The sequence below is a fragment of the Hyphomicrobium sp. CS1GBMeth3 genome (assembly GCF_900117455.1).
Classification (GTDB): domain Bacteria; phylum Pseudomonadota; class Alphaproteobacteria; order Rhizobiales; family Hyphomicrobiaceae; genus Hyphomicrobium_C.
Genome location: NZ_FPHO01000002.1, coordinates 15,161 through 38,722 on the forward strand (window position 1 = coordinate 15,161; position 23,562 = coordinate 38,722).

Consider the following 23,562-nt stretch of genomic DNA (forward strand, 5'->3'; position numbering starts at 1 on the left):
GCCCGATGTCGCATATGCGGAGGCTCGGAAGTCAGCCGCGCTGGCCGCGGAGGCGGGCTTCGGTGCGCGTGCGGCCGATCAGGGGCAGCAGCGCCTTTAGCTCGGGGCCGGCCTCGCGGCCGGTCAGCGCGAGGCGCAGCGGATGGAACAGGGCGCGGCCCTTGAGACCAGTCGCCTTCGAGACTGCAGGAGTAAAAGCACTCCAGGTCGACTCGTCCCAGGGTTCGGGCGGCAGGAGGTCGGCGGCTCTTGCCGTCATATCGGGGTTCTCGATCACGGGGTCGATCTCGCTGGTCACGACGTGCCACCAGTCGCGCGCGTCGGCGAGCACTGTGACGTTGCCGCGGACGGCCTCCCAGAACGCCGGGCCACCCGTGATACCGAGGGCTTCCAGGCGCTCCGCGACGTCCTCATAGCTGCGCTTGTGCAACAGCTTGGCGTTGAGGCTGTGCAGCTCCGCCGGGTCGAAGCGGCCGGGGGCGGTCGAGATCTTGCCGAGGTCGAACAGCGCCGCCAGCTCGTCGATGTGCGCGTGGGGCTCGATGGCGTCCGAGGTGCCGAGCAGCGCCGCGTGCGAGAGCACGGCCATGGGCTCCAGACCTTCGCTGCGGAAGGTCTCGATCGAGAGCGTGCCGAGACGTTTCGAGAGCGCGTGACCGTCGGCGCCGATCAGCAAGCTGTGGTGGGCGAGGGCAGGGGGCTCGGCGCCGAGCGCTTCGAAGATCGCGAGCTGGACGCCGGAATTCGTCACATGGTCCTCGCCGCGCACGATGTGCGTGATGCCGAAGTCGGCATCATCGACCACGCTCGTGAACGTGTAGAGCGGGGTGCCGTCCTCGCGGATCAGCACCGGATCGGAGAGCGAGCCGATGTCGACGGTCTGGTCGCCGCGGATCAAATCGTTCCAGGAGACGATGGTGGGCTCCGGTCCGAAGAGGCCGTCGGCGGGGTCGGTATTCGGCAGACGAAAGCGCCAATGCGGGCGGCGGCCTTCCGCCTCGAGCTTGGCTTTGTCGAGATCCGTGAGCTTGAGCCCCGTGCGGTCGTAGATCGGCGGCAGGCCGCGGGCGAGCTGGCGCTTGCGCTTGCGGTCAAGCTCCTCCTCGCTCTCGTAGCAGGCATAAAGGCGCCCGGCGGCCTTCAGCGTCTCGGCGACCTCGGTGTAACGCCTGAGGCGGTCCGACTGGCGCTCCTCACGCTGCCATTCGAGGCCGAGCCAGCGCAGGTCGGTGCGGATGCCTTCGGCGAAGGCTTCCGTCGAGCGCTCTCGATCGGTGTCGTCGAGACGCAGAATGAACGTGCCGCCCGCCCTACGCGCCAGGAGATAGTTGAGGATGGCGGTGCGGATGTTGCCGATGTGGAGTCGGCCCGTGGGGCTCGGCGCAAAGCGGACGGTCGGTTTCATGCGTTGGCGGGGCTCGGCAGATCGGGCGTGGGTGACTGGGTTGGTAAACGCCGGGGCGAAGGGGCTCGGCGATTCGGCGCCACCCTATAGACGAGAGGCGCGGATTGCAGCTCTTTCCAGTTCTGCGTGGCGGACCGGCGTACGGGGCCCGTTCGCAACATGTTGGTCCGCCGGGATCTTCTCCGTGTTCGTTGTGGGGCAGATATTAGGCTCTTGGTAAGAATGCTTGCCTAGCTTCGTCGGCAGGGCAGTCTGCGGGGGCGGGGAAGTTGCATGCGGGTGGTCAAGTCGGTTCCGGTCGAAGATTTCGAGTTCCGCGGCAGCATCAAGGACAGTGACGTCAGCCGGCTGAGAAGGGCCTTCGCGGAAGACCCTCATATTCACGAGACCGAGGCGGAGACACTGCTCAGGCTCAACCGATCGTGCCCGATCCAGGCGCCGAGCTGGAATGGCTTCCTGATCGATGCGATCGCCGATTACCTCCTCAATCACAGTGGCCCCGAGGGCTACATCACGTCCGAGAAGAGCCGCTGGCTCGTCGGCAAGCTCGCGAGCGATGGGTGGATCGCCAATCGCACGGAGTTCGATCTCCTGGTCGCGATCCTCGGTCGCGCGCGCTGGTTCCCGCTCAGCCTCGCGACGTTCGCGCTTGCGCAGGTGGCGGGTGCCGTGGTGCACGGCTTCGGGCCGCTGCGTCTCGGACAGGGCCCGCTGCAGATGCCGGGCAGCATCGGAGATTCGGAAGTCGTGCTGATGCGCGTGATCCTCAACGCGTTCGGTGGCGACAGCGCGCTGCCGCTCACGCGGCCGGAGATCGAGATCCTGATCGGCGTGAACAAAGTTGTGGGCGCGCGCTCGATGACGCCGGCCTGGGCCGATCTCTTCGCCAAGGCGATGGCGAACGCTCTTCTGGCGGAGCACGGGTTCGCGGTTCCCCCGCGCGTGGTTGCCCTGCGGCCGGCGGCCCCGATTGCCGAGGAGATGCCGCTCACCGATCAGATCGATGCGATGCTCGGCAACCTGCGTCTCGACTATCACCTCCAGACCGTCGAGGAGCGGGCGCTGGCCAGGCTCGAGCGGCAGCGCATCGAGATCGTGACCGGTGAGGAAATCGTCGCCGACGACACGGACTGGCTGACCCAGAGGCTGCGCGAGAGCCGGCAGCCGTCGGCGGTCGAGGCCGCGGTCCTGGCTCACCTCGAGCGGGACTGCCTGATCGGTGATCACGGGCTGGCGCTCGCCGGGATCGGCTGGAGCGGCTATGCCGCCTGAGGGCGGCTTCGGCGGCCTCTGAAGGCCCCGCGATGGCGCGGGGCCGATACAATTCCGTAGAACTTCCGTCATACGGGCCCTTACCGGCGCCGTTTTATCGCGGTTTACGGGCTCGCCGGGTTTAGTCTAGAAGAGCCCCACCAACCGCTTCCCCGCGACATCCAGACAGGGCGCCAGGGCTAATGTTCAAGAAAATTCTAATTGCCAATCGCGGCGAGATCGCCTGCCGCGTGATCAAGACCGCGCGCAAGATGGGCATCAAGACCGTGGCCGTCTATTCGGACGCCGACCGCGATGCGCTGCATGTCGATATGGCCGACGAGGCGGTGTACATCGGCCCGCCGGCGGCTGCCGAATCCTACCTGATCATCGACAAGATCGTTGAGGCCTGTAAGCAGACGGGTGCCGAGGCGGTCCATCCGGGCTACGGCTTCCTCTCGGAGCGGGAGGCGTTTCCGCTGGCGCTTGAGAAGGCCGGGATCGTGTTCATCGGCCCCAATCCCAAGGCGATCGCCGCCATGGGTGACAAGATCGAGAGCAAGAAGGCGGCGGCGAAGGCGAAGGTCTCGACGGTGCCTGGCTACGTCGGCGAGATCGCAGACGCCAAGCATGCGGTGAAGATCGCCGAGGAAATCGGCTATCCGGTCATGATGAAGGCCTCTGCCGGCGGTGGCGGCAAGGGCATGCGCATCGCCTATACGCGCCGCGAGGTCGAGGAGGGCTTCCCGCTGGCCCGCTCGGAGGCCAAGGCGTCGTTCGGTGACGACCGCATGTTCATCGAGAAGTTCATCGTCGACCCGCGCCACATCGAGATCCAGCTCGTGGGCGATAAGCACGGCAACGTCCTCTACTTCGGCGAGCGCGAGTGCTCTATCCAGAGGCGCAACCAAAAGGTCATCGAGGAGGCCCCGTCGCCGCTTCTCGACGAGAAGACGCGCCGCGCCATGGGCGAGCAGGCCGTCGCGTTGGCCAAGGCGGTCGGCTACGATTCGGCCGGCACGGTGGAGTTCGTCGCCGGCCAGGATCGCAGCTTCTACTTCCTCGAGATGAACACGCGGCTCCAGGTTGAGCATCCGGTGACGGAGCTCGTGACCGGCATCGATCTCGTCGAGCTGATGATCCGCGTCGCGGCGGGCGAGAAGCTGCCGATGAAGCAGTCGGACATCAAGCTCAACGGCTGGGCTATCGAAAGCCGCGTCTATGCCGAGGATCCGTTCCGCAACTTCCTGCCCTCGATCGGCCGGCTCGTGAAGTACCGCCCGCCCGAGGAGGGGACGAGCGACGGCATCACGGTGCGCAACGACACCGGTGTCGAGGAAGGCGGCGAGATCTCGATGTTCTACGATCCGATGATCGCCAAGCTCGTGACGCATGGGCCGTCGCGGATCGCGGCCATCGACGCGCAGGCCGAGGCCCTGGACGCGTTCTATATCGACGGGATTCAGCACAACATCCCGTTCGTGACGGCGCTGATGCACCACCCGCGCTGGCGCGAGGGACACCTCTCCACCGGCTTCATCGCGGAAGAGTATCCGGAAGGCTTCAAGAGCCGGCGGGCCGAGGGCGAGGAGCTTTCCGTGCTCGTTGCCGTGGCGGCTGCCATCGATCACCTCCATAACGTGCGGCGCCGTCAGATCAGCCACCAGATGGCCAATGGCACGGTCGAGTTTGCCAAGCGCCGCGTGGTCGACGTCGGCGGGCAGCGTCAGACGATCGAAGTCGGCGGCACGGACGGCAGTCTGCTGCACGTGAGCTTCATCGGCGCCGATGGGGCCGTGTCGCAGTCGGTATCGGTCGGCTCCGACTGGTCGGCGGGTGAGCCAGTGTGGCGCGGCGAGGTCGGCGGCAAGACGGTTGCCGTGCAGGTGCGCCCGATCTTGAACGGTGCGACGCTCTCCTATCGGGGTATCCAGAGCCCGGTCTACGTCTACACCGAGCGCGAGGCCGAGCTTGCGGCGCTGATGCCGGTGAAGGCCGCGGCCGACATGTCGAAGTTCCTGCTGTGCCCGATGCCCGGTCTCGTCAAGGCGATCCACACCAGCGAAGGCCAGGACGTGAAGGCCGGCGACGCGCTGGCCGTGGTCGAGGCCATGAAGATGGAGAACATCCTCAGGGCCGAGCGCGACGGCAAGGTGAAGAAGGTCAACGCCAAGCCGGGGGACAGCCTGGCGGTGGATGCCGTGATCCTCGAGTTTGCGTGAGGCGCGGCCTGTAGCCTATCGAAGGATGCGATGACGGGCTCCGCTCGTACGGCCCATGTCCGGATCGAAGGTCGCGTGCAGGGCGTGGGCTACCGGCTGTGGACACAGCGGACCGCCGTGGCGCTCGGGCTCGGGGGCTTCGTGCGCAACCGGCGCGACGGGTCGGTCGAGGCGGTGTTCCATGGGCCGGACGAGGCCGTCGCCGATATGCTCAAGCGCTGCCTTGCGGGGCCGAGTGGCGCCGCCGTGACGAAGGTCGAAACGCTTGCGGAGGTCGACGAGTCCTTCGTCGGCTTCGAGGTGCGCGACACGGCGTAAGGTTTTTTCAAGCGCTCGCTGTGCCGTATTGGATCGTAGTGGGCGTTAGGCCGAGCCGACGCGGGCGGCTGCCGACCTCAGGCCGTAAATCACCGGCTCGTAGGTCTCCTCGTCGCGATCCTCCGGATAGACGACGTACACCGGATAGACGAAGCGCCGGGCTCGCTTGGGCTGGCGCAGGCGTCCGCGCGCCACATAGGGCTTCACGATGCGGACCGGGAAGTAGGCCGAGGCCTCGTTGGCGAGCAGGTATTCGATGCTGATCGAGCCGAGGTCGAGGTGCAGGCCGGGGTTGGTGAGCTCGGGATAGGCGGCCGCGTGATCCTGATGAAAGTCCGGCCCCCAATCGACGAAGATGTAGTCGCTGACGGCGCGGCGGCCCGTTAGCTTGGCGCTGGTCACGAGCACGAACTCCTCGTCGAACAGATGCTCGACGACGTGCCCCGGCGGCTGAATGGGGCGATACATGACCGCGAGGTCGAGCGTGCCCTCGATCAGGCGCTGGGTGAGCACGGTCGAAGGCGCCGAGACGGCCGAGACGGCGATGTCGGGGCTGTCCGCGCGCAGGCGCGCCACCCATTTCAACAGGAATCCTTGCCAGAGACCGAGCGGTGCCCCGACTGCCAGATGGTCGCGGTGCTGGTCCGAGAGGCTCACTTCGAGCTGCGCGCGCTGCCATACGCGGACGAGGGCGAGGGCATGTTTGCGGAACTGCTCGCCCGCTGCAGTGAGGTCTGCACCCGACTTCGAACGCTCGAACACGGGCCGCCCGAGCAGCTCCTCGAGCCCCTTAATGCGCGCAGATACGGTGGATTGCGTGATGTTGAGCTTCTCGGCCGCTTCGATGAAGCTGCCTGTCTCGGCGACCATCAGGAACGTTCGTGCGAGATTGATGTCCATACGCAGCTCGCGACGCCTCGAAACGCAGTGAGCGCTATCTATCGAAATCTTCGATAGTCGTCACCGGAAATTTCCGTTTGAAGGGCTCATTGATTCTGACCACATTGAATTCCGGCTCGACGTGAGTCGGGTCAGATTCGGCTCAGCGCATGCTGGGCGTTCAATGGAAGGACTAACGAAGATGGCTAAAGCTGCTAAGAAGCCTGCCGCAAAGAAGGCTGCTAAGAAACCCGCGGCGAAGAAGAAGAAGTAACGAGTTTCTACCTCGGTTTCTCGGAGCTGACCGTGCTTTCCGATCGCGTCGCCCCGGGGTTCCTGATCGCAGTCCTGCTCTCACCCTCGGCCGTTTCGGCGGCCTCGATCACAAATCGGGATGCACGGGACCACAAGGTCACCGTCATCGAGGGATCCTCCCGAAAGGACCATGTTCTCAAGCCGAACGCGGTTCTGGATGGGATTTGCGAGCAAAGGTGCTTGATCAGGCTCGGAGACAATCAAGACGACCCGTACGAGCTCGAAGGCTCGGACGTTACGTCGATCGAGGAAGGGCAGCTCTACGACGATGGATCGGGGGTGCCGTTGGAGCCCGGCTCAGGTTCGCCTAGCCAAGGCCCCGACGCCCAGCCTTCTCAATCCGGTCCGCGGCCGTAGCCGAGGCCGATGTAGTGCATAAAGACCCGGCCCCGTTCATCGCGGGCCGGGTTTTGCTTTTTAAGGCGGCGCGTGTTGCCGTCTATGCGGCTTCGAGGCCCGCCGCAGCGGGTGTGATGAGGCGCGTTTCGGCGCCGAATGCGTGCTCGAAGGACTGCCTCAAGCACATATCCACATCTTTCATCGATGCCAGGCGCCCGAGGGCTGCGAGACTGGTGACACCGCGATCGGCGATACCGCAAGGCACGATGCCATCATACTGTGTGAGATCGGGGTCCACGTTCAGGCTCACGCCGTGAAAGCTCACGCCGTGGCGGATGCGGATGCCGATGGCGGCGATCTTGCGCTCGGGCTCCGCCGGATCGGGATGCACCCAGACGCCGACGCGGCCGGGCCTCACCTCGCCAGCAAGGCCGAAGCTCGCCAGGCTCTCGATGATCCAGCCTTCGAGGGTTGCCACGAAAGCGCGGACGTCGGTGCCAAAGCGGCGCTGAACATCGAGCATCACGTACGCGATACGCTGGCCGGGCCCATGGTAGGTGTACTGGCCGCCGCGCCCGGCCGAATAGACGGGCAGTCGATCCGGCTCGGTCAGGTCGGCGGGGCGGGCGCTCGTGCCCGCTGTGTAGAGGGGCGGATGCTCGAGCAGCCAGACCAGCTCCGGGGCGCTCGCATGGCGGATCGCGGCGGCGCGCCGTTCCATGATGGCCACCGCGCGCGGGTAGTCCACGAGGCCGGGACTGACGCTCCATTCCACGGGGCTTCTATCGAATTTCGTCATAGATAGAGACTATGCCGCTTGCGGAACGTCGCAAAGGTGGGAATGGGGCGGTTTCGCCGCGCAGGCTTGCGCTTGCCTTTGGCGGCGCGCCCTGGTAGTTCGGCGGCCTCCGGTGCCCCTTGTTCCGCCCGCGCGGGTTGGTTATATGGGGGCGCTTCGAGCCATGATGCGGTCGTGGCGGAATTGGTAGACGCACTACCTTGAGGTGGTAGCGCTGGAAACGGCGTGGAAGTTCGAGTCTTCTCGACCGCACCATAACTTAGCTCATATCGAGCGGTCTTCGGTTTTGTCCATAGGGGACAATCGGCGCTTTTTTGGCCTCTTGGTGTCCTGCGCAACTCGTGCAGATGCGTCCCTTTGAGGTAGTGGGCCTATCGCTCCCCCGATGATCTCGACGGCTGGCTTCAGCACGTCTGATCCGGCGTGCGTGTAAACGATCTCGGTCGTCTTCGTGTCGGCATGCCCGAGAAGCTGCGCCCGGTCTTCGACCTTCACGCCGCGCTCCCGGAGCCAGGTGCTTACGGAGTGGCGGATGGTGTGCGGGGTGGCATTAGTCTTGAAGACCTTCTCCCCGGTCAGGGGGTGCGTTCGCCACGCCCCGAGCCCGGCCCGCTGTGCGGCATTCGCGAAGCCGTCCTTGATATCCTTCAGTCGCCTCCCGCCGTGCTCGATAACATGATCGGTCTGGCGAGCTCGATGTGCCCTATTAAGTTCGCGCATCAGCACGGCACCCATCGGAACGGTGGCGCGGCCCTTTCGCCACCGTTTTGACATCGGGTCGCGATCCTCATCCTCGTCATACTGAATGGTGCCGCGCTCGAAATCGACGCGATCCCAGGTCAGATCAAGGATGGCCATCTTACGGGCGCCAGTCATGATCGCGAGCAGGATGAAGAGGTAAACGTGAAAATCGCCGGCCCCCCTGACGAGGGCCTCTGCCTCTTCGAACGTCAGCACGCGCTTGCGGCCCTTGCCCCGGCTCGGCATCCAAATCTTGGGCTTGTCGATCGATTGGATGTGCCGGGCCTCGACCGCCCAGGAAAGGCATGCATTGAGCCGCGACAGCTCGGTATTGACCGTCCAGGGCGAGCGGCCGAGCGCGAACCGCGCTTTTGAGTAATCTCGACAGTCGTCGGCCGTGATCAAGGCCGGCGCTCGGCTTCCAAAATGGGGGTCGAGAGCCTTCCAATTGGCTTCATAGATTTTGTTTGACAGCCCGTCCTTCTCGCGATCAGCCAGCCAGAGGCGCCAGAGGTCGCGCACGAGATACGTGGCCTGCTGCTTTTTGACGGCGGATCGCGCCTCGGCGAAGACGTCGAGGGCGGCGCGAGCGGCAGCCTCGCCAAGGACTCCTAGCTTCCGACGGCGGCGCTGACCGCTCTCATCGCGATAGTCTGCGACTGCAACCTTTCCTCTCCATCCGAGAGTGACGTCGCCTCTTCGATAGACGTCACGTGCTCGTTTTCGCATCTGCGTTTTTCCTCGTCGGTTATTCTCATGGTGCGCGGGCCGATGGCGAATGCCTTGATCCGGCCCTCATCGATCAGGTCGTAGATGTGGCGCGTAGAGCAGTCCCATGCCTCGGCGAGGCGTTTGACGCTCCAGGCTCGCGCCGGTTGCTCGCTCATGTCCGGATGCCTCCGTTTCTCGTGTGAGCGGGCTCGTTTGCAGCGGCTAGAAGGGCGTGGCGCGCCCGGTCGGAACGGTGAGTGTCTGCGGCGTGGATCTCGGCGAAACGCCGAGCCGCTTCAATGCTCGTTTTAGATCGGCGCGGATGCGGTCCACGCCTCGTGCACGCTGGCGAACTTGCCGCCCGGCTTGTGCCAATGGCCTCCGACGTCAGGCCACTCGTCGAAGTCGGTAACTGTGTCTGGGCCGCCAACTTCATCCTCATCCCAAATATCCGGCGCCTTAGCTTCTTCCACGCGTTTCAGCAGTGCTTCTAGTGTTGAGAGGTCAGCCATTACCGGACCCTCCTTGAGAGCCTAGAGAGGCGCGCTCAGTTTCTCGGATAGCTGTTCCGATAAGCTCTGCGATTTGCGGTACTACAGCGTTTCCTAACTGCTTACGTCGGTCCACCCAGCCGGGAAGCCCATCATCCGCTCCCAATCCTCTGGGTGCAAAATCTTGAGACTGTGCAAGCTGTGCCGCCACTTCCCGACCCGGCCCATGCCACCACCGCGACAGCTTCCGTAGGAGCTCGCTGTCGGCGTGGGCAATAACGAAGACGCGGGCGCGTTCATGGTGCGCTCCCACGTTTGAGGCTCGCACTCTAAGCGGCAGAGAGGCATACCATCTGGCCCACAGCTCGCGCCGCAGCTCGGGCACCCATCGGCGCCACGTATGGCCTGTGTTCTCGATAACAATCCAAGTAGGTCGTAGAGCAGGCCGCTCCGCGCGCCGCTCAGCCCTGATCGCTTCCCCGCCACCGACAAGTCCTGACAAGGGAAGCCCCCGCAGAGCACGAACGTCTCCGTGGATTGGAACGTCTGGCCAGTGTTTGCGGAGGACGGATCGGCAGCGCTCGTCGATCTCGCAGAAGGCGACGGTTTCGCAACCGGCTCTTTCAAGTCCAAGGCTAAATCCCCCAATACCGCTGAAGAGGTCGAGAACTCGAAGCCGGTCACCCATTCCCGGACCCTCCTTGAGAGCCTAGAGAGGCGCGCCCGATCATTTCCGGGATCGTCGGATGGAACGCGTTACCGCAGGCCCTAAGTCGGTCCAGAACTCCGGGAATCCCATAATCCACTCGGATAGGTTCGGGGAGGGCAGACCACGTCCCGTTCTCTGCCAGATCCAATCCGTCAACGTGGTGCCGCCGTGGTGGCGAGATCCCGGCTTGCGCGAAGACGTTGCGTTGCGTGATCCGCTTCCGTCCTTCGCTGTCGGGCTCGGCAACAATGACAAGCCGGTCACGCAAGCAAGGGGCACCAACGGCAGCCGCTGGTATGCAATCCCATTCCGCATCATACCCGCTCTCGGCCAAGGATCCGAGTACGGTGCCCATCCCCCGGTTAAGCAGAGCTGCCACGTTTTCCAGCAGAACTCCGATCGGTCGTACCACGCGAATGGCACGCACCACCTCCCGGAACAATCCCGTACGGGCGCCGGCAATTCCGGCGCGCTCCGAACGATTGCCAGCGCTGCTCGCGTCCTGACATGGGAATCCTGCGGTGATGAAGTCGGCTTCTCCTTCGACGAACTCGCGCGTCGTGATGTCATGGCTGATCGGAACCTCAGGCCAGTGCGTGGCCAATACGCGTTGGCAGAAGGGATCGATTTCGCAGAACGAAACAGTTCTGAAGCCGCCCGTGCGCTTGAGGCCCAGGCTCATTCCGCCTATGCCGCTGAAGAGGTCGAGAACTTTGATCCGCTCACCCATTCCCGCCTCCTGCCTTTAAGCTGCGCAGGGCGGCGAACACAGCCCAGCCATCCGTCACCCACTGAGGTATTGTGCCGGGGCCTACCTGTTGCAGCTCTCCGCGATGGTCCTCGTGCCATTGCAGGGCGTTTCGGATCACTGCTTGCAAGAAGTGGATTTGATCCCGCTCTGCGGATGAGGTGGAGGTGAGGGCGTCTCGGGACGAGATCCACTCTGCCATTGCCTCGAAACAGCGAACGGCTTCGTCAAACTCCCAACAGTTCACTAGCTTGCCCGCTTCACATTCGAAATCGTAGTGCGCGACCACGCGTTGCAGAAGCACACGACCATTCTCGATGGCGCCCGTTGGCGGCTCCCCACTGCTTACAGTCGTCTGCGGTGCTGCCAGCTCAAATGCGGTGGTAACAATCCGCTTGATTTCAGCCTTTACCGCCTGCGCACATTGAACCCCGTCATCGCATGTCTCCGGGGCCGCGATCCAGCATTCGAGTTCGCAAAGCAGTTCCTCTGCCCATACCGACAACTGCTCGTCGTGACACACTTGCTCGGCTGAATGTTGCGTCTGCGGTGCTGCCGCTCCGGGTGGGGCGGGATGCACCAGCTTGCATTCGACGCAACGCTTATCGTGCCCCGGAGCGAACACTCCGTTAGGTTGCCGCTCATCGACGATGGCGTAGCTACGGCATCCGCATTCGCTGCACTGCCATCCCGAAGCAACGGGTGGGGCGGGAGAGGCGGAGAGCGCCTTATCCGCATAGTCGCGCCCTGCCTTGGCGACGTATTCGAATGTCGGATCATCCTTGTTGATGACGCCGTTTTCGATGCACCACTCGCAACCACGACGATACGCGGCAACAAGCATGTCCTCCGGCACCGCCTGTAAGGAGCGGAGGCGGTCGATCTCATCGGCTACGTCATGCGTTTGGCAGGCGAGAGCGGCAGAAAACCACATCCGCAACGGCATCACGATTACATGTCCGCCTACGTTAATTCCGATCCCGCCATCTTTCGTAACGTGGATGCTGTCTGCATCGGCGTGCTCTGAAACATCAGGCCACAGGTGGCGATCTGTGTTCATTGCCGCGTCGTGGATCTCGGGCGCCACCACGCCTCCGTTATCTGCTGCTTCTGTGTGCATAGTCCCCTCAATCGGCAACTTGGCGCGCGAGCTTCTCGTAAGGGTCGTATTCGCGCGCGATCCGAAGTTCGTACTCGCCCGGCTCCAGCATCAAAGGCTGATGCGTGTCGGTATCGCGCAGGTGCGTGAGCGGCGTCTGGTCAGTGATGATGGCGCGCAGAATGCGCATGCCTTCGGGAGGCCGATCCATAACCGCGACGCTCCCGTGGGATGCGTCAATGACGTGGTGATGGCCCGTCTCAGAATGGCCAACAATGAGTAGGCCTTGCTCGGGCGCGAGAGCCGTGTAGCCTTCGGGCAGTGCTGCGTCCGAGGGGACGTCGCCGACGCGGCGGATCATGATCTCACCCTGAGCGGCGTACTTTACGAAAGTCATCATGTGCGTATCTCCGGTGCTTTGAAGGATTTCGTGTTAAGTCCAACCATCCACGCCTGGGCGGCGAGTGCCGTCCTGGTTGATGGCGGTACGCAGATTGCAAACTCACGACCGGTGCCGCAGGTAACGCGCAGGAACCGGGCCTTAACATCGGGCAAATCAACCTCGACGAGCGTTCCGATCAACGGATCACTGTCAGCGTCAATGGCGCGCGCGTTGAGGTCGCGCAGGATCGTCGCCCAGCCCAGCATTTCGCAGGCCGCGCGTCGCAGTTCGACGTTGCTCTGTGAGAGAGCGACTGCTGCCGTCAGCGTGCTAGGATCTGTGATCCACTCAGCGGGGATTGCGACGCCGTGCCAATGGTAGAGCGCCCAGCCGTCTCGATAAGCGATGGATGGCCCATGCTGGTTGTGGAGCCGACCTTGCTCGTCACGATTGATCTCACTGGGCCTGTCCGAAATTGCCAGCACGTCTTCGTGCCACCAGACCCACCCGCATGATTTGATCAACGCTTCGTCGATTTCGAATTTGTCGAGCGTGTCGCCTCGCCACCCGAGCACGTCCCGCATGAATGAAATATATGCGCCCCAACCAGCCCAGAACGCACCCCCACGATAATTGGATAGGCCCGACCTGACCTGCGACCCGACCAGCGACCCGACCTGCGACCTGACCTGCGACCCTGCTTCGCGAAGCAATGCCCACGCGAGAGCACCGCCAACCGTCGCTCCATACGGGGACGACATGCGCAGGATGATCGTTGGCCGCTCCAAATTGCACAGCGCATAGGCTTTGAGAGCGGCATCTGTCGCGCGGTCGAAATCAGCGGGGGCAGTAGATAGACCAATTTCAATCCACTGCTTGGCCCACGCTCCGCACTTTTCTGCCTGCTCGGCCGTGATGCTGGTTATTTTCATAGTCCCCTCTCCGGTAGATTTGGTCATGACTGACCTCCGCGGCGCGCTTCGAGCATCGCGTTGGCAAATAGGTAGCAAGCAGCCGCAACCTCTCTTTCGTCCAGATGTGATGGACCGGTCGCCTCAGGATGCGATGTTGATGCGATGTATCCTGCGAGCGCGTGCGCAGCGAAGTAGTCTCGAAGCGTCATGCCCCCCACTACGGAGACGGATACCTCCCCGCCGAAGCATTCTGGCATCGTGTGCGGGAATGCCGGCCCGCCATCACCCAAAATCTTCTTCATCGTCTTCGCCCCCTTCAAGCTTGGTGAGTAGGCCGCCACGAGAAGCAGGATCAGCTCGGCTAACGCGCGTCGCATCGGCCTCTTGATCGTCGCTCTCAACGTTTCGGCTCCATCGGTTGAACGCGGACACGAATTGCTTTGCGCTGATCGTCCCATCGGGCGCGGCGACGCGCAGGATGGCGTCATAGAGGCTTGCAGGTACGATGATCGCGGCCCGCTCGCGGTTTGCATCAAGCTCGACATCGATCTCACCCCAGGCCATGCGGCGCTCCGTTTCGATGTGCGATGATGATCCGCTCCATCTGCTCAAGGTTCGGACTGGCTGCGTAGAGGGCAGCGGCAAGTCCGTGCGGATCTGCAATGCCGTTTGTGCGGAACCATTCGAGCTCGCGGCGCGATCCGAGCTTCTCGACGCCGCGGATGTGGGCCTCTTCGCTAAGGGGGAGGCCCCACTTGTCGGTTGCGCGCATGCCGGCACCGCGTTCAGCCCGCGCGGGGCCGGATTTCAAATGGTGAACCTGACCGGCAGGTCTCTGGCCGGTGACAACACAGGGAAGCTGCCGCAGCACCTCGAGGTGACGCTCGGAGTTGCCGTCTCGACGCTGGTAGGCTGTCGGCTTGCGCTTTCCGCGAGCTGCTACCGGAGCCTTGAAGTTTCCGAGCACGCGTTCCCGATAGATCTGTTGGCTCATAACGCATCCTCGAAGCTGAACATCGGTTGCGGGGCTTCCTTGGGCTCCGCAGCGACAGGCGCGGCCTCGATCGAGCGGCCGGCAAGGTAGAGCTCTGCAAGGCGCTGAATACGGGTTGCGTCAGAGTGCTGATCGGACGGCGCCGAGAGCGGGTCGACGATGCCCTGAGATTGGCTCGCCTTGAGCCCGAGCACTGAGATCACTGTCGGATCCGAGCCATCGTCGGCGTGGAGATAGATCGCGTCGACCTGCTCCGTCTGTCCCGGCCTGCGGAGGCGCCCGCAGCACTGCGCATGCACCTGAGGCGACCAGTCGAGCTCGCCGAAGACGATCGTGCGGCAACGTTGCTGCAGGCCATCAAGGCCTGCGCCCGAGCGCAGCGACATGATGAAGAGGTTCGTCTCGCCCGAACAGAAGGCCTGCTTGGCCTTCTCCTTTTGTGCTGCCGTCTCGCTGCCCGTGAACATCACCGGGCGATAGCGGGAAAGGTCGCGCAGCCAGATCTCGTAGACTTCGCGGTGCCAGCCGCAAAGCAGCACCGGCTGGCCGGCGTCGAGCAGGATGCGGACGAACGCGGCCACATGGGGGGCCTTGGCGACGCCCGTGATCTTGCGCAGCATCATATCGAACTCGCGCGCTGCCTTGCCCTTCTCGTGGAAGGTCTCGGCATTGAGCACGCGGCGCGCCAGCGTGCGGATCAGTGCGTCGTCGGCCTGCATCACCGTATCGTCAAACGGCACGGTGTGCGTGATGACGTTGAGCGGCGGGCGCTGGTTGCCGATGTCGTCGTCGGTGCGCCGAAGCGAAATGTGGCGCTCGCGAAGATAGGTACCGAGGGCCTGAGGCTCGTCGACAATCCAATGGTTGCCCGGACCCATCGAGCACCATTCGCGCTTGAAGTCGTCGAAGGATCCGAGCGCGCCAGGCTCGAGGACATTGACGATCTCGAAGATCTCGGAGCCGTAATTATAGATGGGGGTTGCGCTGAGCCCGAGAGCGACCAGGGCCCGTTGCCGGAAGGCGAGGGCGGCCCGGCCTTTGGCTGTGTTTTCCCCGTGACGCAGCTCCTGCACCTCGTCGAAGACGATGCTCTTGAAGGGCGCCTGCTCGGCGAAGTCGATCCAGCCGGCGAGCTTCGTGTATGTGCAGAGGTAGACGTCCGCCTTCGGGAGTTCGTAGGGCCTCGTCGACTTGATCTCATGCGTCGTCAGCGTCGTGAACTCGTAGACCTTGGCGGCCCACTGGCGCACAAGGTGCGTGTTGGCGATAATCAGCGCGGGCAGATATTCGCGGTCGGAGATCGTTGCGAGGGCGGATACCGTCTTACCGAGGCCGAGGTCGTCCATCAGCAGCAGTCGGCCTTTGCGTCGGCACAGTTCGGCGGCTTGCGCCTGATAGGGATAGGGGCTTTCGCCGTCTCGGAACCCGGCATTGCCCGAGGGGGACCACTCGCCCGAAAGAATGCTGGTAAGCTCTGCCTGCCCCTGCTCAAAGAGGGTTTTGCGCGCGTGGAGGTGGTGCAGATCGGCTAGGGAGATGTCGAGCGGGTAGCGCTCCATAAACCAAGCGAGATCGGCGTCCGTCTGCGCGTCGCCTTCAATGCGGAAGGGTGAGCGCGCCGTGCGCGGGACGCTGCGAAACAGCTCCTTGAGCCTCAGGGCGACGTGCGGCTCCACATCGAGCCACCATCCGCCGTTCTCGTGCCAGGCCCGGCCGTAGGTGCGCTTTAGAGCCATGCCGCACCCATATTCAGGACGCGGCACGGCTTGCCGAGGATGGTGGATGGTAGATCGATCGCCTTGGATGTGATCAGGATGAGGCCGCCCAGGTCCGAAGCCTGAGCGTAGCGGCAGAACTGCCGGAAGATCGCGCCCGTCGAGCCCTTGATTTTGACCTCTATTCCGATGTCGGCGACTTTGAAATCGATGCGTCCGCCCGGCGCCATTGCCTCGCGCTCGACGAGCGCGCCAAACTTCGCGCGCAGGGCGGTAGAGATCGCCGCCTGCGTCCGGATCTCGTCTTCAAGAGGGAAGCGCTTGCCGGCCAGAACGGCCGTCACGGCGTCAATGTCGAGCTTGCAGAGGGTGTTCATTCTGCGGCCCCCGGTTCGACGGAGAGTGTATGTGAGAGAATTAGACTGCTCTCAGCATTCCACAGTGCTTGGGCGCGTTTTCGCTTGAGGTCTGCGCAGCTGTCGCACGCTTCAGGAATGCGCTCGCTTCGAGTGCAGATCTCAACCGATCGGGATTCTCCGCAATCGCAGCACACCACCTGACGGTGTAGCGGGCCTATTACGGTCATCATCCTTTGAGGATTGCTCCATTTCATCAGGGCGAACGCTAGCTTTTGAGCGCCGGGCGCGGCTCTCGGTCCAAGCCAGTACATAAACCTGACGAATGCTATTCGAAGGGGGCCGTCAGCAATCTCTCCTGCCGCGACAGCGCTGTCATTCAGCGAGGCTATTAGTGCTGAGCGCTTGTCGCGGTATGCTTCGTCGAGAGATCTGAGTTCATCCGAAAGAGCCAGAGCGTTTCTCACCAACAAAGCATCGCTGTCGCCGGCCTTTGCCATGGCCTCGGCGAGTGCTTCGTTTATTTGTGCTTCGTTCATTCTGCGGCCTCCCGAGCGGCGTTGATCCGGTTGCGGCGAACGGATTCGGCGAGTTGCTTCCGAAGCGCGAGGATCTGTTCTTGCTGGCGTGCAACCGTTGCCGTAAGTGAGGCCAGTTGGCGTTCTCGGAGAGCTTCTCGCTCAGCGGCCAGCGCGGCGACTGTGTATCTGCGTTTCACGCTGCTGCCTCCGTCTCGCGTGCCAAATCCTCGGGCTCGGCGCCAACGATTGCTTTAATGTCGTCGTAGATGTGCTGGCGGATCGGGATGAACCCCGCTTCATCGAGGTGGTCGTAGTCCATCGATTTCGAGATGAAGACGCGGACCACGGGGCAGCCCTTAACTTCGCCCGTTCTGATAAACGGATACTGCCCAGCGGCCCGCAGGCGGTTCACGAGATCGCTGACCGACGCTATGACCATCTGCCGTGAGCGCTCATCATCCGGGAACGGGAAGTCGATGCGGTCGCAATGACCGGCGCGCACGAGCAACCAGGCGCGCAACAGTTCGGCGTCGCCATCCGGCTCGGGATCGGCGCCATGGGGCCAGTGCACGGCCGCCGCAGCGATCACAGCGAAGAACATGCGATGCGCCGGCGACGACCGAGGCAGTTTCACGTTGTTCTTGAGCGGCCGACCCTCGGGCAGCTTCATCATCCGGCTCTCGGCCTCGGCGTTCGCCGGGAGAAGGGCGCGACCGACGCGGCGCATCAACATCTCAGGCATGGGCGCCCTCCATCTCTTCGGCTGAGAACGTCAGCACGCGAGCGGCGTGCACACGAAACGAACGCGCTGGGCCGCCTCCTTCGGGCCACGCGGCAAGGTCGGCTTCCTCAAGCAAGGGATCCCGCTCGCAGAGGTATTTGAAATGCGCGACGACGGCACCGTGCGCGTCCTGGGCGTAGGACGTCGCCCAGCTGTCGGGGTCATGTATTTCGTCGACGTAGGCGACCTTCCAGAATTTCATGGCGCCGCCCCCATCATGGCCATGACCACCTTGCGAGCGGCGGCGTTGCGCTGCTTGGCAGCATCCGACAAGCGGCATTTGTCGCCATCCCGAAGCGCCGTGAGCACAATCGTGAGGGGCAGCGTGCCGACTTCCTCGGGTGGCAGAAGACGCGCCAGGCGGGCGCGAAGCTGGGCTTCAAGCCCGTTGTCTTTCAGGCTCTCGACCAGCACGTCGAAGGCGGTAAGCAGCGAATTGCGCGGATTCTCGGGCTCGCTGCGCTCGATGGCGGCGTGAGCGTGGGCTGCGGGTGTCATTGGCGTGTGCCCTTCGCAAGAAACTCGGTGCGCCGCGCGCGGGCGTGAAGAAGGCCATCGATCGCCTTTTGCCGGGCCATCGCCAAGCCGTAGTGCGGCCGGTTCTCCTGACCCGGCCATGGGCAATTCCATCCGGTGGCCATCAAGCCTTCATCGTCTTCAGCGATGACGAGCGTCATGCGCTTGTAGGTGATGGCGAGCAGGCCGACGATACCGAGCCGCTCTTCTGTTTCGCTCACGCCGAGATCATTCGTCTCGGCCCCATTTCTGATGTCCATTACGGTCATGCGATTGCTCCGAAGAGGGTGCCGACGCTTGCCTGCGCCTCGGCGTCGACGAGGTACTTCACCGCTTGGCGGAAGTAGGATTCCTTTAGCTCGACGCCGACATACTTGCGGCCGGTCTTGAGCGCCGTGACGCCCTCCGATCCGATGCCCATGAACGGGGAGAGCACGACGTCGCCGGGGTTGGACCAGAGGCGGATCGCACGCTCGATCAGATCCAATTGGAGAGGGCAAAGATGGCGCTCGTCCTCGCCCTCGCGCGCCATGCGGACGTTGAGCACGTTGCCTTGCCGGATATCCATCCAGACCGGCGACGCCCATTGCTGCCACTGGTCGACGGGGAACTCGTGCTCGTCGTGCCCGACGCGCTCCGGGTTGTCGCCCGGCTTACGGAACACGAGCAGATAATCCGGCAGCCCCGTGCGGGACATGCAGCTATCCTTCTTGATTTGCTTGTAGAGGAGGCCGAGTGCCTTGGTGCGCTGCATCTCGACGACGGGATCGCGCCAGACTGTCACCCGGCAATGAAAGATGAACCCTGCCTCGATGTGCGCGCGCACGATATCGTCGGAGAACGGCTTCACGCCGATAAAGCCATCCTTACCCTTGCGGCTAGGCAGATCGGTGCAGTGCACGGCCGTCAGGCGGCCCGGCTTCAGCACGCGCAGCATGTGGCGGATCACGTGGCAATACTGCTCGAAGAATTGGGCATCACCCGAGACGTTGCCCATGTCGGCGGCGCTGTCCGAGTATACGAACAGATCTCCGAAGGGCGGCGAGTAGACCGAGAATCCGACGCTCGCGTCCGGAAGATCGCTGAGTGCGTGCACGCAGTCGCCGTGGATCGCCAGGAACCCGTCGCCTGTGTGCTGGTCGAGAATGGTCATGCCGCCAGCCATGCGGGGGCCTCCAAGCGCTTGCGGGGTTGATAGGTAACCTTGGCGTCGGCCGACTGGTGCGCGCGGCGCATAGCCGAAACCATTTCGGCCTTCATCATCTCGTGAGCCTTCGCCTTGAGGCGCACGGCATCAAATATCGGCCGTTCCGTATCGGCGAGCGCGATGTGCACTTCGACGGGTCGCGTCTGGCCGAAGCGCCAGCACCTGCGCACCGCTTGGTAATAGGCTTCGTAGGAATAGCTCATGCCCACGAAGGCCATCCGAGCGCAGTGCTGCCAGTTCAGGCCGTAGCCGCAGATCCGCGGCTTGCTCACAAGCACGCGGATATCGCCATTGGCGAAGGCAACGAGGCGCTCTTCCTTCTGCTCGGGCTTCATGGAGCCGCGAACCTCGACTGCGCCACCGATGCGCTCGATCAGTGCCTCGGCTTCTGCATCGGTGTCGCACCAGATTACCCACGGCTCGCCGGCATCGGCGGCAACGGCCTCGGCGATCGCGTCTGCCCTGACGTCGACGGTGAGTTTCTTCTCTCGGTGAATGCTTGTCGCGCTGGCCTCAACGGACCGGAACATGAGCGATTGCCCGTCGCGGTCTTCGCCGGCTCCATCGGTCAGATCGACACCGACGCGATGCACCGTTTCCTCGAGATCCGGCAGGATGAAGCCGGCATCCGAGTAGCCGAGGTCCGAAGGTCTGGAAACGCAGCGCGCCCATGAGGCAACCCAATCCCAAAACGACGCCACGGCGTGCCCCTTGAGGCGCCAGGCCTGCGAGGCCTCGGAGGTATCGTTGATGAACCACCGCGAGAGCATTTCCCGGCTCTCCATGGCGCCGAGGAATTGCGAATGGTTGCCGAGCTCCATGTGATCGTTCGGCGCCGGCGTCGCGGTGCACGCCAGCCGATACGGCGTGCGTTTAAACGTCTCGATCAGCTTGCGCGTGGTGGCGCCCGTAAAGCTTTTCAGGATCGAGCTTTCGTCGAGGACGACGCCAGCAAAGGCGTCGGGATCGAACTTGTCGACGCGCTCGTAATTGGTGATGACGATCGGAACGCGGCGGCCGGGCTCGCGTTGGTATTCGGCCTCGATGCCGAACTTCTCCGCCTCTCTCTGATGTTGCGGCCCGACCGCGAGCGGCGCCAGCATCAACACCGGCTTGCCGGCATACTCGGCAATGACGCGGCCCCACTCAAGCGCGACCAGGGATTTGCCCAAGCCGGTATCGAGAAAGGCCGCGCCACACCCCGACCGCAGGAGGAACTCGGTTGTCTGCGCCTGATGCGGGAACATCGCGGCGTTGAGGGTTGGGATCGAGGCGAGGCCGCGGGGCTCGAAGGCCACGCGCTTGCGCGCCAAGAGTTCCTGATAGGAGGCGAGGGCGGTCATCAATAAAGCTCCAACTGACCGACGTTGCATCCTCCGCAGCGCCACGATGGCGACACGCGGTTCAGGAGGATGTCGAGATCTTCGCGAGCGATGGCTGCATCGCCACGGAAAAGCTTCTCCCGGATCTGTATGAGGTTGAGGATGTCGTCACCCTGTAGAGCGACAGACTCTTCAAGTTCATTGACGCGATCGCGGAGCTGGTTCACTTCGTCCGGCTCGTATTCGTCCTCTAGGGTTTCAAGCTTTTGGCGAAGCTCGGCGATGGTCGATTGGCTGCTGTCGCGCTGCTCAGTCAGCGTTTCGACAGTCTTCTTGAGCAGTTTGTTGCTCTTCCGCTCGGCTGCGAGTTCCGCCTGCGTCTGCGCGAGCATCTGCTGAAGGTCGCTGACGTCCTGCGGATTGCCGGGGTCGCCGGCGAGGTCGTGCAATGGCTTGACTTTCTTGCTCATCGGTTCCCCCTAACGCCTCATCGGCATGATCATGTAGAGCTGCTCGGGTAGGGCTTTACTCGTGAACACAATCGCGTCGCCGGGTCCGCCAATGTGAATTTCGATCGGGGCGTTTCCCCAAACCTTCGTCATGGCGGAAATGTACTTAGCGTTAGCAGTGGCCTCGCCTGAGGCGTGGTACTCGGCATCGATATGCTCGATCGCGGTCTCGTGGCCGCGCGGGCCGACCTCAATCAGAAGGCCGTCCTCTTTGGGAGAGATGCTTGCGCTCACGACCTTGGCTTCGGGCAGCGTTGCGGCGGCGCGGTCAACGGCAGCGCAAAGTTCGGTGCCGGAAAAAACGGCGGACGCGCCATTAAACTGCGGGATCGCGTTTTGGTAGTTGGGGAACTGCCCGTTGATGAGGGCAGTTGAAAACTTGATCTGCGCCGTTTCGAGCCACAATCTGCTCTTTGTGATCCAGAGCGATACGTCGCCATCCGCGGCGTCAAGAAGCGACACGATCGTTGTCACGCTCTTGGTGGAGATGATGACGCCGGGCATGGCCTCAGCGCCCGCCGGTAGGTCCATGCTGCGCAGAGCGAACCGATGATAGTCGGTTGCCACGGCGGCAAGCGCGCCATCCCGAATGTGAAGATAGACGCCGCACAGGTGCCATCGCGTCTCCTCGGTCGAGGCCGCGCCAACGGTCGAACTTAGGATCGCAGCGAATTTCTTCGCATCGATTTTGAACGGCTCACCTTCTTGCGGCTTGGCCTCTGGAAAGTCCTCTGCCGGCAGCATCGACATTGCGAAGCGGCTGCGGCTAGAGGAAAGCTGGATGCGTCCGTCCTTTATGGCAGAGACAGTTAGGGTTGACGCCTTGGGGAGAGCGCTAACGACTGACTTCAGGATCCCGGCAGGCAGCGCCCATGAGCCGATTTCGTCCACCTCAGCCGGAACATCAGCAATGCATTCGCGCTCAAGGTCCGTGCCCGTGATTGATACTCGGCTGTCAGGCGTCGCCTTGATCAAGGCGTGCGAAAGTATAGGTATGGTGGTGCGGACCTCGATCACACTCGATACGAGATTCATAGCTCGAGCAAATTCGCCAACGGTGACACTGAATTTCACGAGCGGCCTCCATCGGTGTCACGGTTGCGATAGTTGCGGACTTCAAGGACGCCACCGGTGGCAAAGGCCACGATCAGTGCGACGCCTGCGATCAGGTCGAGCATTGGCGCCTCCTAAAATGGGATCTCGTCGTCGTAGGGTTGATTGGGGTCGGTACTGCGCCCGCGCGGGGCGCCTGCGCCGAAACCGCCGCCGTTCGAAGCTGGGCGGCTATCCCGTCCGCTGTCGCGATCGTCGCTGTTGCGCGTGTCGAGCATCGTCAGCGTGCCGTTGAAGCCCTGCAGCACGATCTCGGTCGAGTAGCGGTCGTTGCCCTGTTGGTCCTGCCACTTGCGCGTCTGCAACTGGCCTTCGATGTAGACCTTGGCGCCCTTGCGCAGGTATTGCTCGGCGACGCGCGCGAGGTTCTCGTTGAAGATGACGACCGAGTGCCACTCGGTCTTTTCGCGTCGCTCGCCGCTGTTGCGGTCTTTCCAGCTCTCGGTTGTTGCGATACGCAGGTTGGCGATCGGGCGGCCGTCCTGTGTGCGGCGGATCTCAGGGTCACGCCCGAGATTTCCCACGAGTATTGCCTTGTTGACGCTGCCGGCCATGACTATGCGGCCTCCTGCATGGCGCGGATGCGCGCCGTGAGTTCATCAAGCTCGACGAGGAATTGCTTCGTCGCGTTGGCCAGCTCGGCGATGTAGATCGGGTCGCGTTCGATGCGGGAGATAAACGGCGGAAGGCCAGGACAGTAGCTCATGAAGTCGACCCACTTCCGGCCGCTGATCCAGAGCTGCCCCTGCACCTGGGCCTTGTGCTCCGGCGGCATCACGCCGGCTTCGAGCATCTCGACCTGCAGATGAGGCGCGCGGGTTTTGATCTCGAGCAGCCCCTCTTCGCCGACGAGGCTGTCAGGGCTGCACCCGACAGGGCCGCGGCGCAGGAACCCGACCTGCACCGGCGCGGCGTCGCGCAGGAAGTCGTAGAGATTGCGGGCTTCCGGCTCCTGTTCGTGGCCGCGGCGCGTGTCCGCGTTGCCGTCCCAGGTCTGAACGACGAGGCCCGTGATCCGCTCTGCGGCGAGCTTGCGAAGGTAAGTCTTCCGCGTCTTGCTCTCAGCGCCGCCGCGGCCCTTTGCGAGCACAGTGGCGAACTCGGATGCGGTCGGTATTCCTGCCCGAGCGGCATGCCACTCGGGCGTCCCCTGTTCGCAATCGACGACCTCTAGTTTAAATCCCTCGATCATTGATCGGTGCCCC

General features: G+C 63.3%; 28 protein-coding genes and 1 tRNA gene. 5 read left to right on the forward strand and 24 right to left on the reverse strand.

Going from position 1 to position 23,562, the window contains the following annotated elements:
* Positions 1-31 precede the first annotated feature (31 nt).
* Positions 32-1,405 (reverse strand): glutamate--tRNA ligase, encoded by a 1,374-nt coding sequence (gene gltX / locus CS1GBM3_RS00085; protein WP_072389700.1) that lies wholly within the window; start codon positions 1,403-1,405, stop codon positions 32-34.
* A gap of 273 nt (positions 1,406-1,678) precedes the next feature.
* Here gltX and CS1GBM3_RS00090 point away from each other — a divergent pair, with 273 nt between their 5' ends.
* From CS1GBM3_RS00090 to CS1GBM3_RS00100, 3 genes are all read left to right on the forward strand, one after another.
* A complete protein-coding gene (locus tag CS1GBM3_RS00090) occupies positions 1,679-2,677 on the forward strand; it encodes a hypothetical protein (protein ID WP_072389703.1) in 999 nt (332 codons plus the stop codon).
* Between the two features lie 182 nt (positions 2,678-2,859).
* Complete coding sequence (locus CS1GBM3_RS00095) at positions 2,860-4,878, forward strand: acetyl-CoA carboxylase biotin carboxylase subunit (protein WP_072389706.1); 2,019 nt, start codon at positions 2,860-2,862, stop codon at positions 4,876-4,878.
* A 30-nt stretch (positions 4,879-4,908) separates the two neighbouring features.
* A complete protein-coding gene (locus tag CS1GBM3_RS00100; RefSeq protein WP_072389709.1) occupies positions 4,909-5,196 on the forward strand; it encodes an acylphosphatase in 288 nt (95 codons plus the stop codon).
* Between the two features lie 45 nt (positions 5,197-5,241).
* Here CS1GBM3_RS00100 and CS1GBM3_RS00105 read toward each other — a convergent pair whose 3' ends face one another.
* Positions 5,242-6,096, reverse strand: a complete 855-nt coding sequence (locus CS1GBM3_RS00105; RefSeq protein ID WP_072389712.1) for a LysR family transcriptional regulator — start codon at positions 6,094-6,096, stop codon at positions 5,242-5,244.
* Positions 6,097-6,381: 285 nt separating this feature from the next.
* Between CS1GBM3_RS00105 and CS1GBM3_RS00110 the strand changes: the two genes are divergently transcribed.
* Entirely contained in the window at positions 6,382-6,747 is a 366-nt protein-coding gene (locus tag CS1GBM3_RS00110) for a hypothetical protein (protein WP_072389715.1), read from the forward strand.
* A gap of 82 nt (positions 6,748-6,829) precedes the next feature.
* Here the strand turns inward: CS1GBM3_RS00110 and lipB are convergent, their stop codons facing one another.
* On the reverse strand, positions 6,830-7,528 hold the full coding sequence (lipB, locus tag CS1GBM3_RS00115; protein ID WP_072389718.1) for a lipoyl(octanoyl) transferase LipB: 699 nt from the start codon (positions 7,526-7,528) through the stop codon (positions 6,830-6,832).
* A gap of 168 nt (positions 7,529-7,696) precedes the next feature.
* Between lipB and CS1GBM3_RS00120 the strand changes: the two genes are divergently transcribed.
* Positions 7,697-7,783 (forward strand) — tRNA-Leu (locus CS1GBM3_RS00120).
* 9 nt (positions 7,784-7,792) lie between these two features.
* Here the strand turns inward: CS1GBM3_RS00120 and CS1GBM3_RS00125 are convergent.
* From CS1GBM3_RS00125 to CS1GBM3_RS00230, 21 genes are all read right to left on the reverse strand, one after another.
* A complete protein-coding gene (locus CS1GBM3_RS00125) occupies positions 7,793-8,998 on the reverse strand; it encodes a tyrosine-type recombinase/integrase (RefSeq protein WP_083566915.1) in 1,206 nt (401 codons plus the stop codon).
* A gap of 290 nt (positions 8,999-9,288) precedes the next feature.
* Positions 9,289-9,492, reverse strand: coding sequence for a hypothetical protein (locus CS1GBM3_RS00135; protein ID WP_072389726.1), 204 nt, complete (start codon positions 9,490-9,492; stop codon positions 9,289-9,291).
* Between the two features lie 659 nt (positions 9,493-10,151).
* Positions 10,152-10,910 (reverse strand): DNA cytosine methyltransferase, encoded by a 759-nt coding sequence (gene dcm / locus CS1GBM3_RS00145; RefSeq protein WP_072389731.1) that lies wholly within the window; start codon positions 10,908-10,910, stop codon positions 10,152-10,154.
* Positions 10,903-11,988 carry a hypothetical protein gene (locus CS1GBM3_RS00150; RefSeq protein ID WP_139247696.1) on the reverse strand — a complete coding sequence of 362 codons (1,086 nt, stop codon included), beginning with the start codon at positions 11,986-11,988 and terminating at the stop codon, positions 10,903-10,905. Before CS1GBM3_RS00150 ends, dcm begins: the two co-directional genes overlap by 8 nt.
* A gap of 67 nt (positions 11,989-12,055) precedes the next feature.
* Entirely contained in the window at positions 12,056-12,427 is a 372-nt protein-coding gene (locus tag CS1GBM3_RS00155; RefSeq protein WP_072389737.1) for a hypothetical protein, read from the reverse strand.
* Positions 12,424-13,368, reverse strand: a complete 945-nt coding sequence (locus CS1GBM3_RS00160) for a DUF6745 domain-containing protein (RefSeq protein WP_139247697.1) — start codon at positions 13,366-13,368, stop codon at positions 12,424-12,426. The genes CS1GBM3_RS00155 and CS1GBM3_RS00160 overlap by 4 nt, the downstream gene beginning before the upstream one ends.
* A 237-nt stretch (positions 13,369-13,605) precedes the next feature.
* A complete protein-coding gene (locus tag CS1GBM3_RS00165) occupies positions 13,606-13,887 on the reverse strand; it encodes a hypothetical protein (RefSeq protein WP_072389743.1) in 282 nt (93 codons plus the stop codon).
* A complete protein-coding gene (locus tag CS1GBM3_RS00170; protein ID WP_072389746.1) occupies positions 13,874-14,317 on the reverse strand; it encodes a DUF968 domain-containing protein in 444 nt (147 codons plus the stop codon). The genes CS1GBM3_RS00165 and CS1GBM3_RS00170 overlap by 14 nt, the downstream gene beginning before the upstream one ends.
* Positions 14,314-16,053: an SNF2-related protein gene (locus tag CS1GBM3_RS00175; RefSeq protein WP_072389748.1), complete on the reverse strand. Its 1,740-nt coding sequence runs from the start codon at positions 16,051-16,053 to the stop codon at positions 14,314-14,316. Before CS1GBM3_RS00175 ends, CS1GBM3_RS00170 begins: the two co-directional genes overlap by 4 nt.
* Entirely contained in the window at positions 16,044-16,409 is a 366-nt protein-coding gene (locus tag CS1GBM3_RS00180; protein ID WP_072389751.1) for a hypothetical protein, read from the reverse strand. Before CS1GBM3_RS00180 ends, CS1GBM3_RS00175 begins: the two co-directional genes overlap by 10 nt.
* Positions 16,406-16,927, reverse strand: a complete 522-nt coding sequence (locus CS1GBM3_RS19375; protein ID WP_139247698.1) for a hypothetical protein — start codon at positions 16,925-16,927, stop codon at positions 16,406-16,408. Before CS1GBM3_RS19375 ends, CS1GBM3_RS00180 begins: the two co-directional genes overlap by 4 nt.
* Before the next feature lie 175 nt (positions 16,928-17,102).
* Complete coding sequence (locus CS1GBM3_RS00185; protein WP_072389754.1) at positions 17,103-17,651, reverse strand: hypothetical protein; 549 nt, start codon at positions 17,649-17,651, stop codon at positions 17,103-17,105.
* Positions 17,644-17,892, reverse strand: a complete 249-nt coding sequence (locus CS1GBM3_RS00190) for a hypothetical protein (protein WP_072389757.1) — start codon at positions 17,890-17,892, stop codon at positions 17,644-17,646. Before CS1GBM3_RS00190 ends, CS1GBM3_RS00185 begins: the two co-directional genes overlap by 8 nt.
* Positions 17,889-18,188: a hypothetical protein gene (locus CS1GBM3_RS00195; RefSeq protein WP_072389760.1), complete on the reverse strand. Its 300-nt coding sequence runs from the start codon at positions 18,186-18,188 to the stop codon at positions 17,889-17,891. Before CS1GBM3_RS00195 ends, CS1GBM3_RS00190 begins: the two co-directional genes overlap by 4 nt.
* Positions 18,185-18,475, reverse strand: a complete 291-nt coding sequence (locus tag CS1GBM3_RS00200; protein WP_139247699.1) for a hypothetical protein — start codon at positions 18,473-18,475, stop codon at positions 18,185-18,187. The genes CS1GBM3_RS00195 and CS1GBM3_RS00200 overlap by 4 nt, the downstream gene beginning before the upstream one ends.
* Positions 18,472-19,371: a DNA-methyltransferase gene (locus CS1GBM3_RS00205; protein WP_244534508.1), complete on the reverse strand. Its 900-nt coding sequence runs from the start codon at positions 19,369-19,371 to the stop codon at positions 18,472-18,474. The genes CS1GBM3_RS00200 and CS1GBM3_RS00205 overlap by 4 nt, the downstream gene beginning before the upstream one ends.
* On the reverse strand, positions 19,356-20,756 hold the full coding sequence (locus CS1GBM3_RS00210; protein ID WP_072389766.1) for a helicase-related protein: 1,401 nt from the start codon (positions 20,754-20,756) through the stop codon (positions 19,356-19,358). Before CS1GBM3_RS00210 ends, CS1GBM3_RS00205 begins: the two co-directional genes overlap by 16 nt.
* Positions 20,756-21,205: a kinetochore Spc7 family protein gene (locus CS1GBM3_RS00215; RefSeq protein WP_072389769.1), complete on the reverse strand. Its 450-nt coding sequence runs from the start codon at positions 21,203-21,205 to the stop codon at positions 20,756-20,758. Before CS1GBM3_RS00215 ends, CS1GBM3_RS00210 begins: the two co-directional genes overlap by 1 nt.
* 9 nt (positions 21,206-21,214) lie before the next feature.
* On the reverse strand, positions 21,215-22,318 hold the full coding sequence (gene dnaN, locus CS1GBM3_RS00220) for a DNA polymerase III subunit beta (protein ID WP_072389771.1): 1,104 nt from the start codon (positions 22,316-22,318) through the stop codon (positions 21,215-21,217).
* Between the two features lie 113 nt (positions 22,319-22,431).
* The gene (locus CS1GBM3_RS00225) at positions 22,432-22,911 is read right to left on the reverse strand and encodes a single-stranded DNA-binding protein (protein ID WP_072389774.1); all 480 of its coding nucleotides are present in this window, start codon (positions 22,909-22,911) and stop codon (positions 22,432-22,434) included.
* Positions 22,912-22,913: 2 nt separating this feature from the next.
* Positions 22,914-23,549, reverse strand: a complete 636-nt coding sequence (locus CS1GBM3_RS00230; RefSeq protein ID WP_072389778.1) for a lambda exonuclease family protein — start codon at positions 23,547-23,549, stop codon at positions 22,914-22,916.
* Positions 23,550-23,562 lie beyond the last annotated feature (13 nt).

Excerpts from the sequence above, each read along its gene's own strand:
- gltX (WP_072389700.1), bottom strand. The coding sequence starts at position 1,405 with ATGAAACCGACCGTCCGCTTTGCGCCGAGCCCCACGGGCCGACTCCAC.
- CS1GBM3_RS00090 (WP_072389703.1), top strand. The coding sequence starts at position 1,679 with ATGCGGGTGGTCAAGTCGGTTCCGGTCGAAGATTTCGAGTTCCGCGGC.
- CS1GBM3_RS00095 (WP_072389706.1), top strand. The coding sequence starts at position 2,860 with ATGTTCAAGAAAATTCTAATTGCCAATCGCGGCGAGATCGCCTGCCGC.
- CS1GBM3_RS00100 (WP_072389709.1), top strand. The coding sequence starts at position 4,909 with ATGACGGGCTCCGCTCGTACGGCCCATGTCCGGATCGAAGGTCGCGTG.
- CS1GBM3_RS00105 (WP_072389712.1), bottom strand. The coding sequence starts at position 6,096 with ATGGACATCAATCTCGCACGAACGTTCCTGATGGTCGCCGAGACAGGC.
- lipB (WP_072389718.1), bottom strand. The coding sequence starts at position 7,528 with ATGACGAAATTCGATAGAAGCCCCGTGGAATGGAGCGTCAGTCCCGGC.
- CS1GBM3_RS00125 (WP_083566915.1), bottom strand. The coding sequence starts at position 8,998 with ATGCGAAAACGAGCACGTGACGTCTATCGAAGAGGCGACGTCACTCTC.
- CS1GBM3_RS00135 (WP_072389726.1), bottom strand. The coding sequence starts at position 9,492 with ATGGCTGACCTCTCAACACTAGAAGCACTGCTGAAACGCGTGGAAGAA.
- dcm (WP_072389731.1), bottom strand. The coding sequence starts at position 10,910 with ATGGGTGAGCGGATCAAAGTTCTCGACCTCTTCAGCGGCATAGGCGGA.
- CS1GBM3_RS00150 (WP_139247696.1), bottom strand. The coding sequence starts at position 11,988 with ATGAACACAGATCGCCACCTGTGGCCTGATGTTTCAGAGCACGCCGAT.
- CS1GBM3_RS00155 (WP_072389737.1), bottom strand. The coding sequence starts at position 12,427 with ATGATGACTTTCGTAAAGTACGCCGCTCAGGGTGAGATCATGATCCGC.
- CS1GBM3_RS00160 (WP_139247697.1), bottom strand. The coding sequence starts at position 13,368 with ATGACCAAATCTACCGGAGAGGGGACTATGAAAATAACCAGCATCACG.
- CS1GBM3_RS00165 (WP_072389743.1), bottom strand. The coding sequence starts at position 13,887 with ATGGCCTGGGGTGAGATCGATGTCGAGCTTGATGCAAACCGCGAGCGG.
- CS1GBM3_RS00170 (WP_072389746.1), bottom strand. The coding sequence starts at position 14,317 with ATGAGCCAACAGATCTATCGGGAACGCGTGCTCGGAAACTTCAAGGCT.
- CS1GBM3_RS00175 (WP_072389748.1), bottom strand. The coding sequence starts at position 16,053 with ATGGCTCTAAAGCGCACCTACGGCCGGGCCTGGCACGAGAACGGCGGA.
- CS1GBM3_RS00180 (WP_072389751.1), bottom strand. The coding sequence starts at position 16,409 with ATGAACACCCTCTGCAAGCTCGACATTGACGCCGTGACGGCCGTTCTG.
- CS1GBM3_RS19375 (WP_139247698.1), bottom strand. The coding sequence starts at position 16,927 with ATGAACGAAGCACAAATAAACGAAGCACTCGCCGAGGCCATGGCAAAG.
- CS1GBM3_RS00185 (WP_072389754.1), bottom strand. The coding sequence starts at position 17,651 with ATGCCTGAGATGTTGATGCGCCGCGTCGGTCGCGCCCTTCTCCCGGCG.
- CS1GBM3_RS00190 (WP_072389757.1), bottom strand. The coding sequence starts at position 17,892 with ATGAAATTCTGGAAGGTCGCCTACGTCGACGAAATACATGACCCCGAC.
- CS1GBM3_RS00195 (WP_072389760.1), bottom strand. The coding sequence starts at position 18,188 with ATGACACCCGCAGCCCACGCTCACGCCGCCATCGAGCGCAGCGAGCCC.
- CS1GBM3_RS00200 (WP_139247699.1), bottom strand. The coding sequence starts at position 18,475 with ATGACCGTAATGGACATCAGAAATGGGGCCGAGACGAATGATCTCGGC.
- CS1GBM3_RS00205 (WP_244534508.1), bottom strand. The coding sequence starts at position 19,371 with ATGGCTGGCGGCATGACCATTCTCGACCAGCACACAGGCGACGGGTTC.
- CS1GBM3_RS00210 (WP_072389766.1), bottom strand. The coding sequence starts at position 20,756 with ATGACCGCCCTCGCCTCCTATCAGGAACTCTTGGCGCGCAAGCGCGTG.
- CS1GBM3_RS00215 (WP_072389769.1), bottom strand. The coding sequence starts at position 21,205 with ATGAGCAAGAAAGTCAAGCCATTGCACGACCTCGCCGGCGACCCCGGC.
- CS1GBM3_RS00225 (WP_072389774.1), bottom strand. The coding sequence starts at position 22,911 with ATGGCCGGCAGCGTCAACAAGGCAATACTCGTGGGAAATCTCGGGCGT.
- CS1GBM3_RS00230 (WP_072389778.1), bottom strand. The coding sequence starts at position 23,549 with ATGATCGAGGGATTTAAACTAGAGGTCGTCGATTGCGAACAGGGGACG.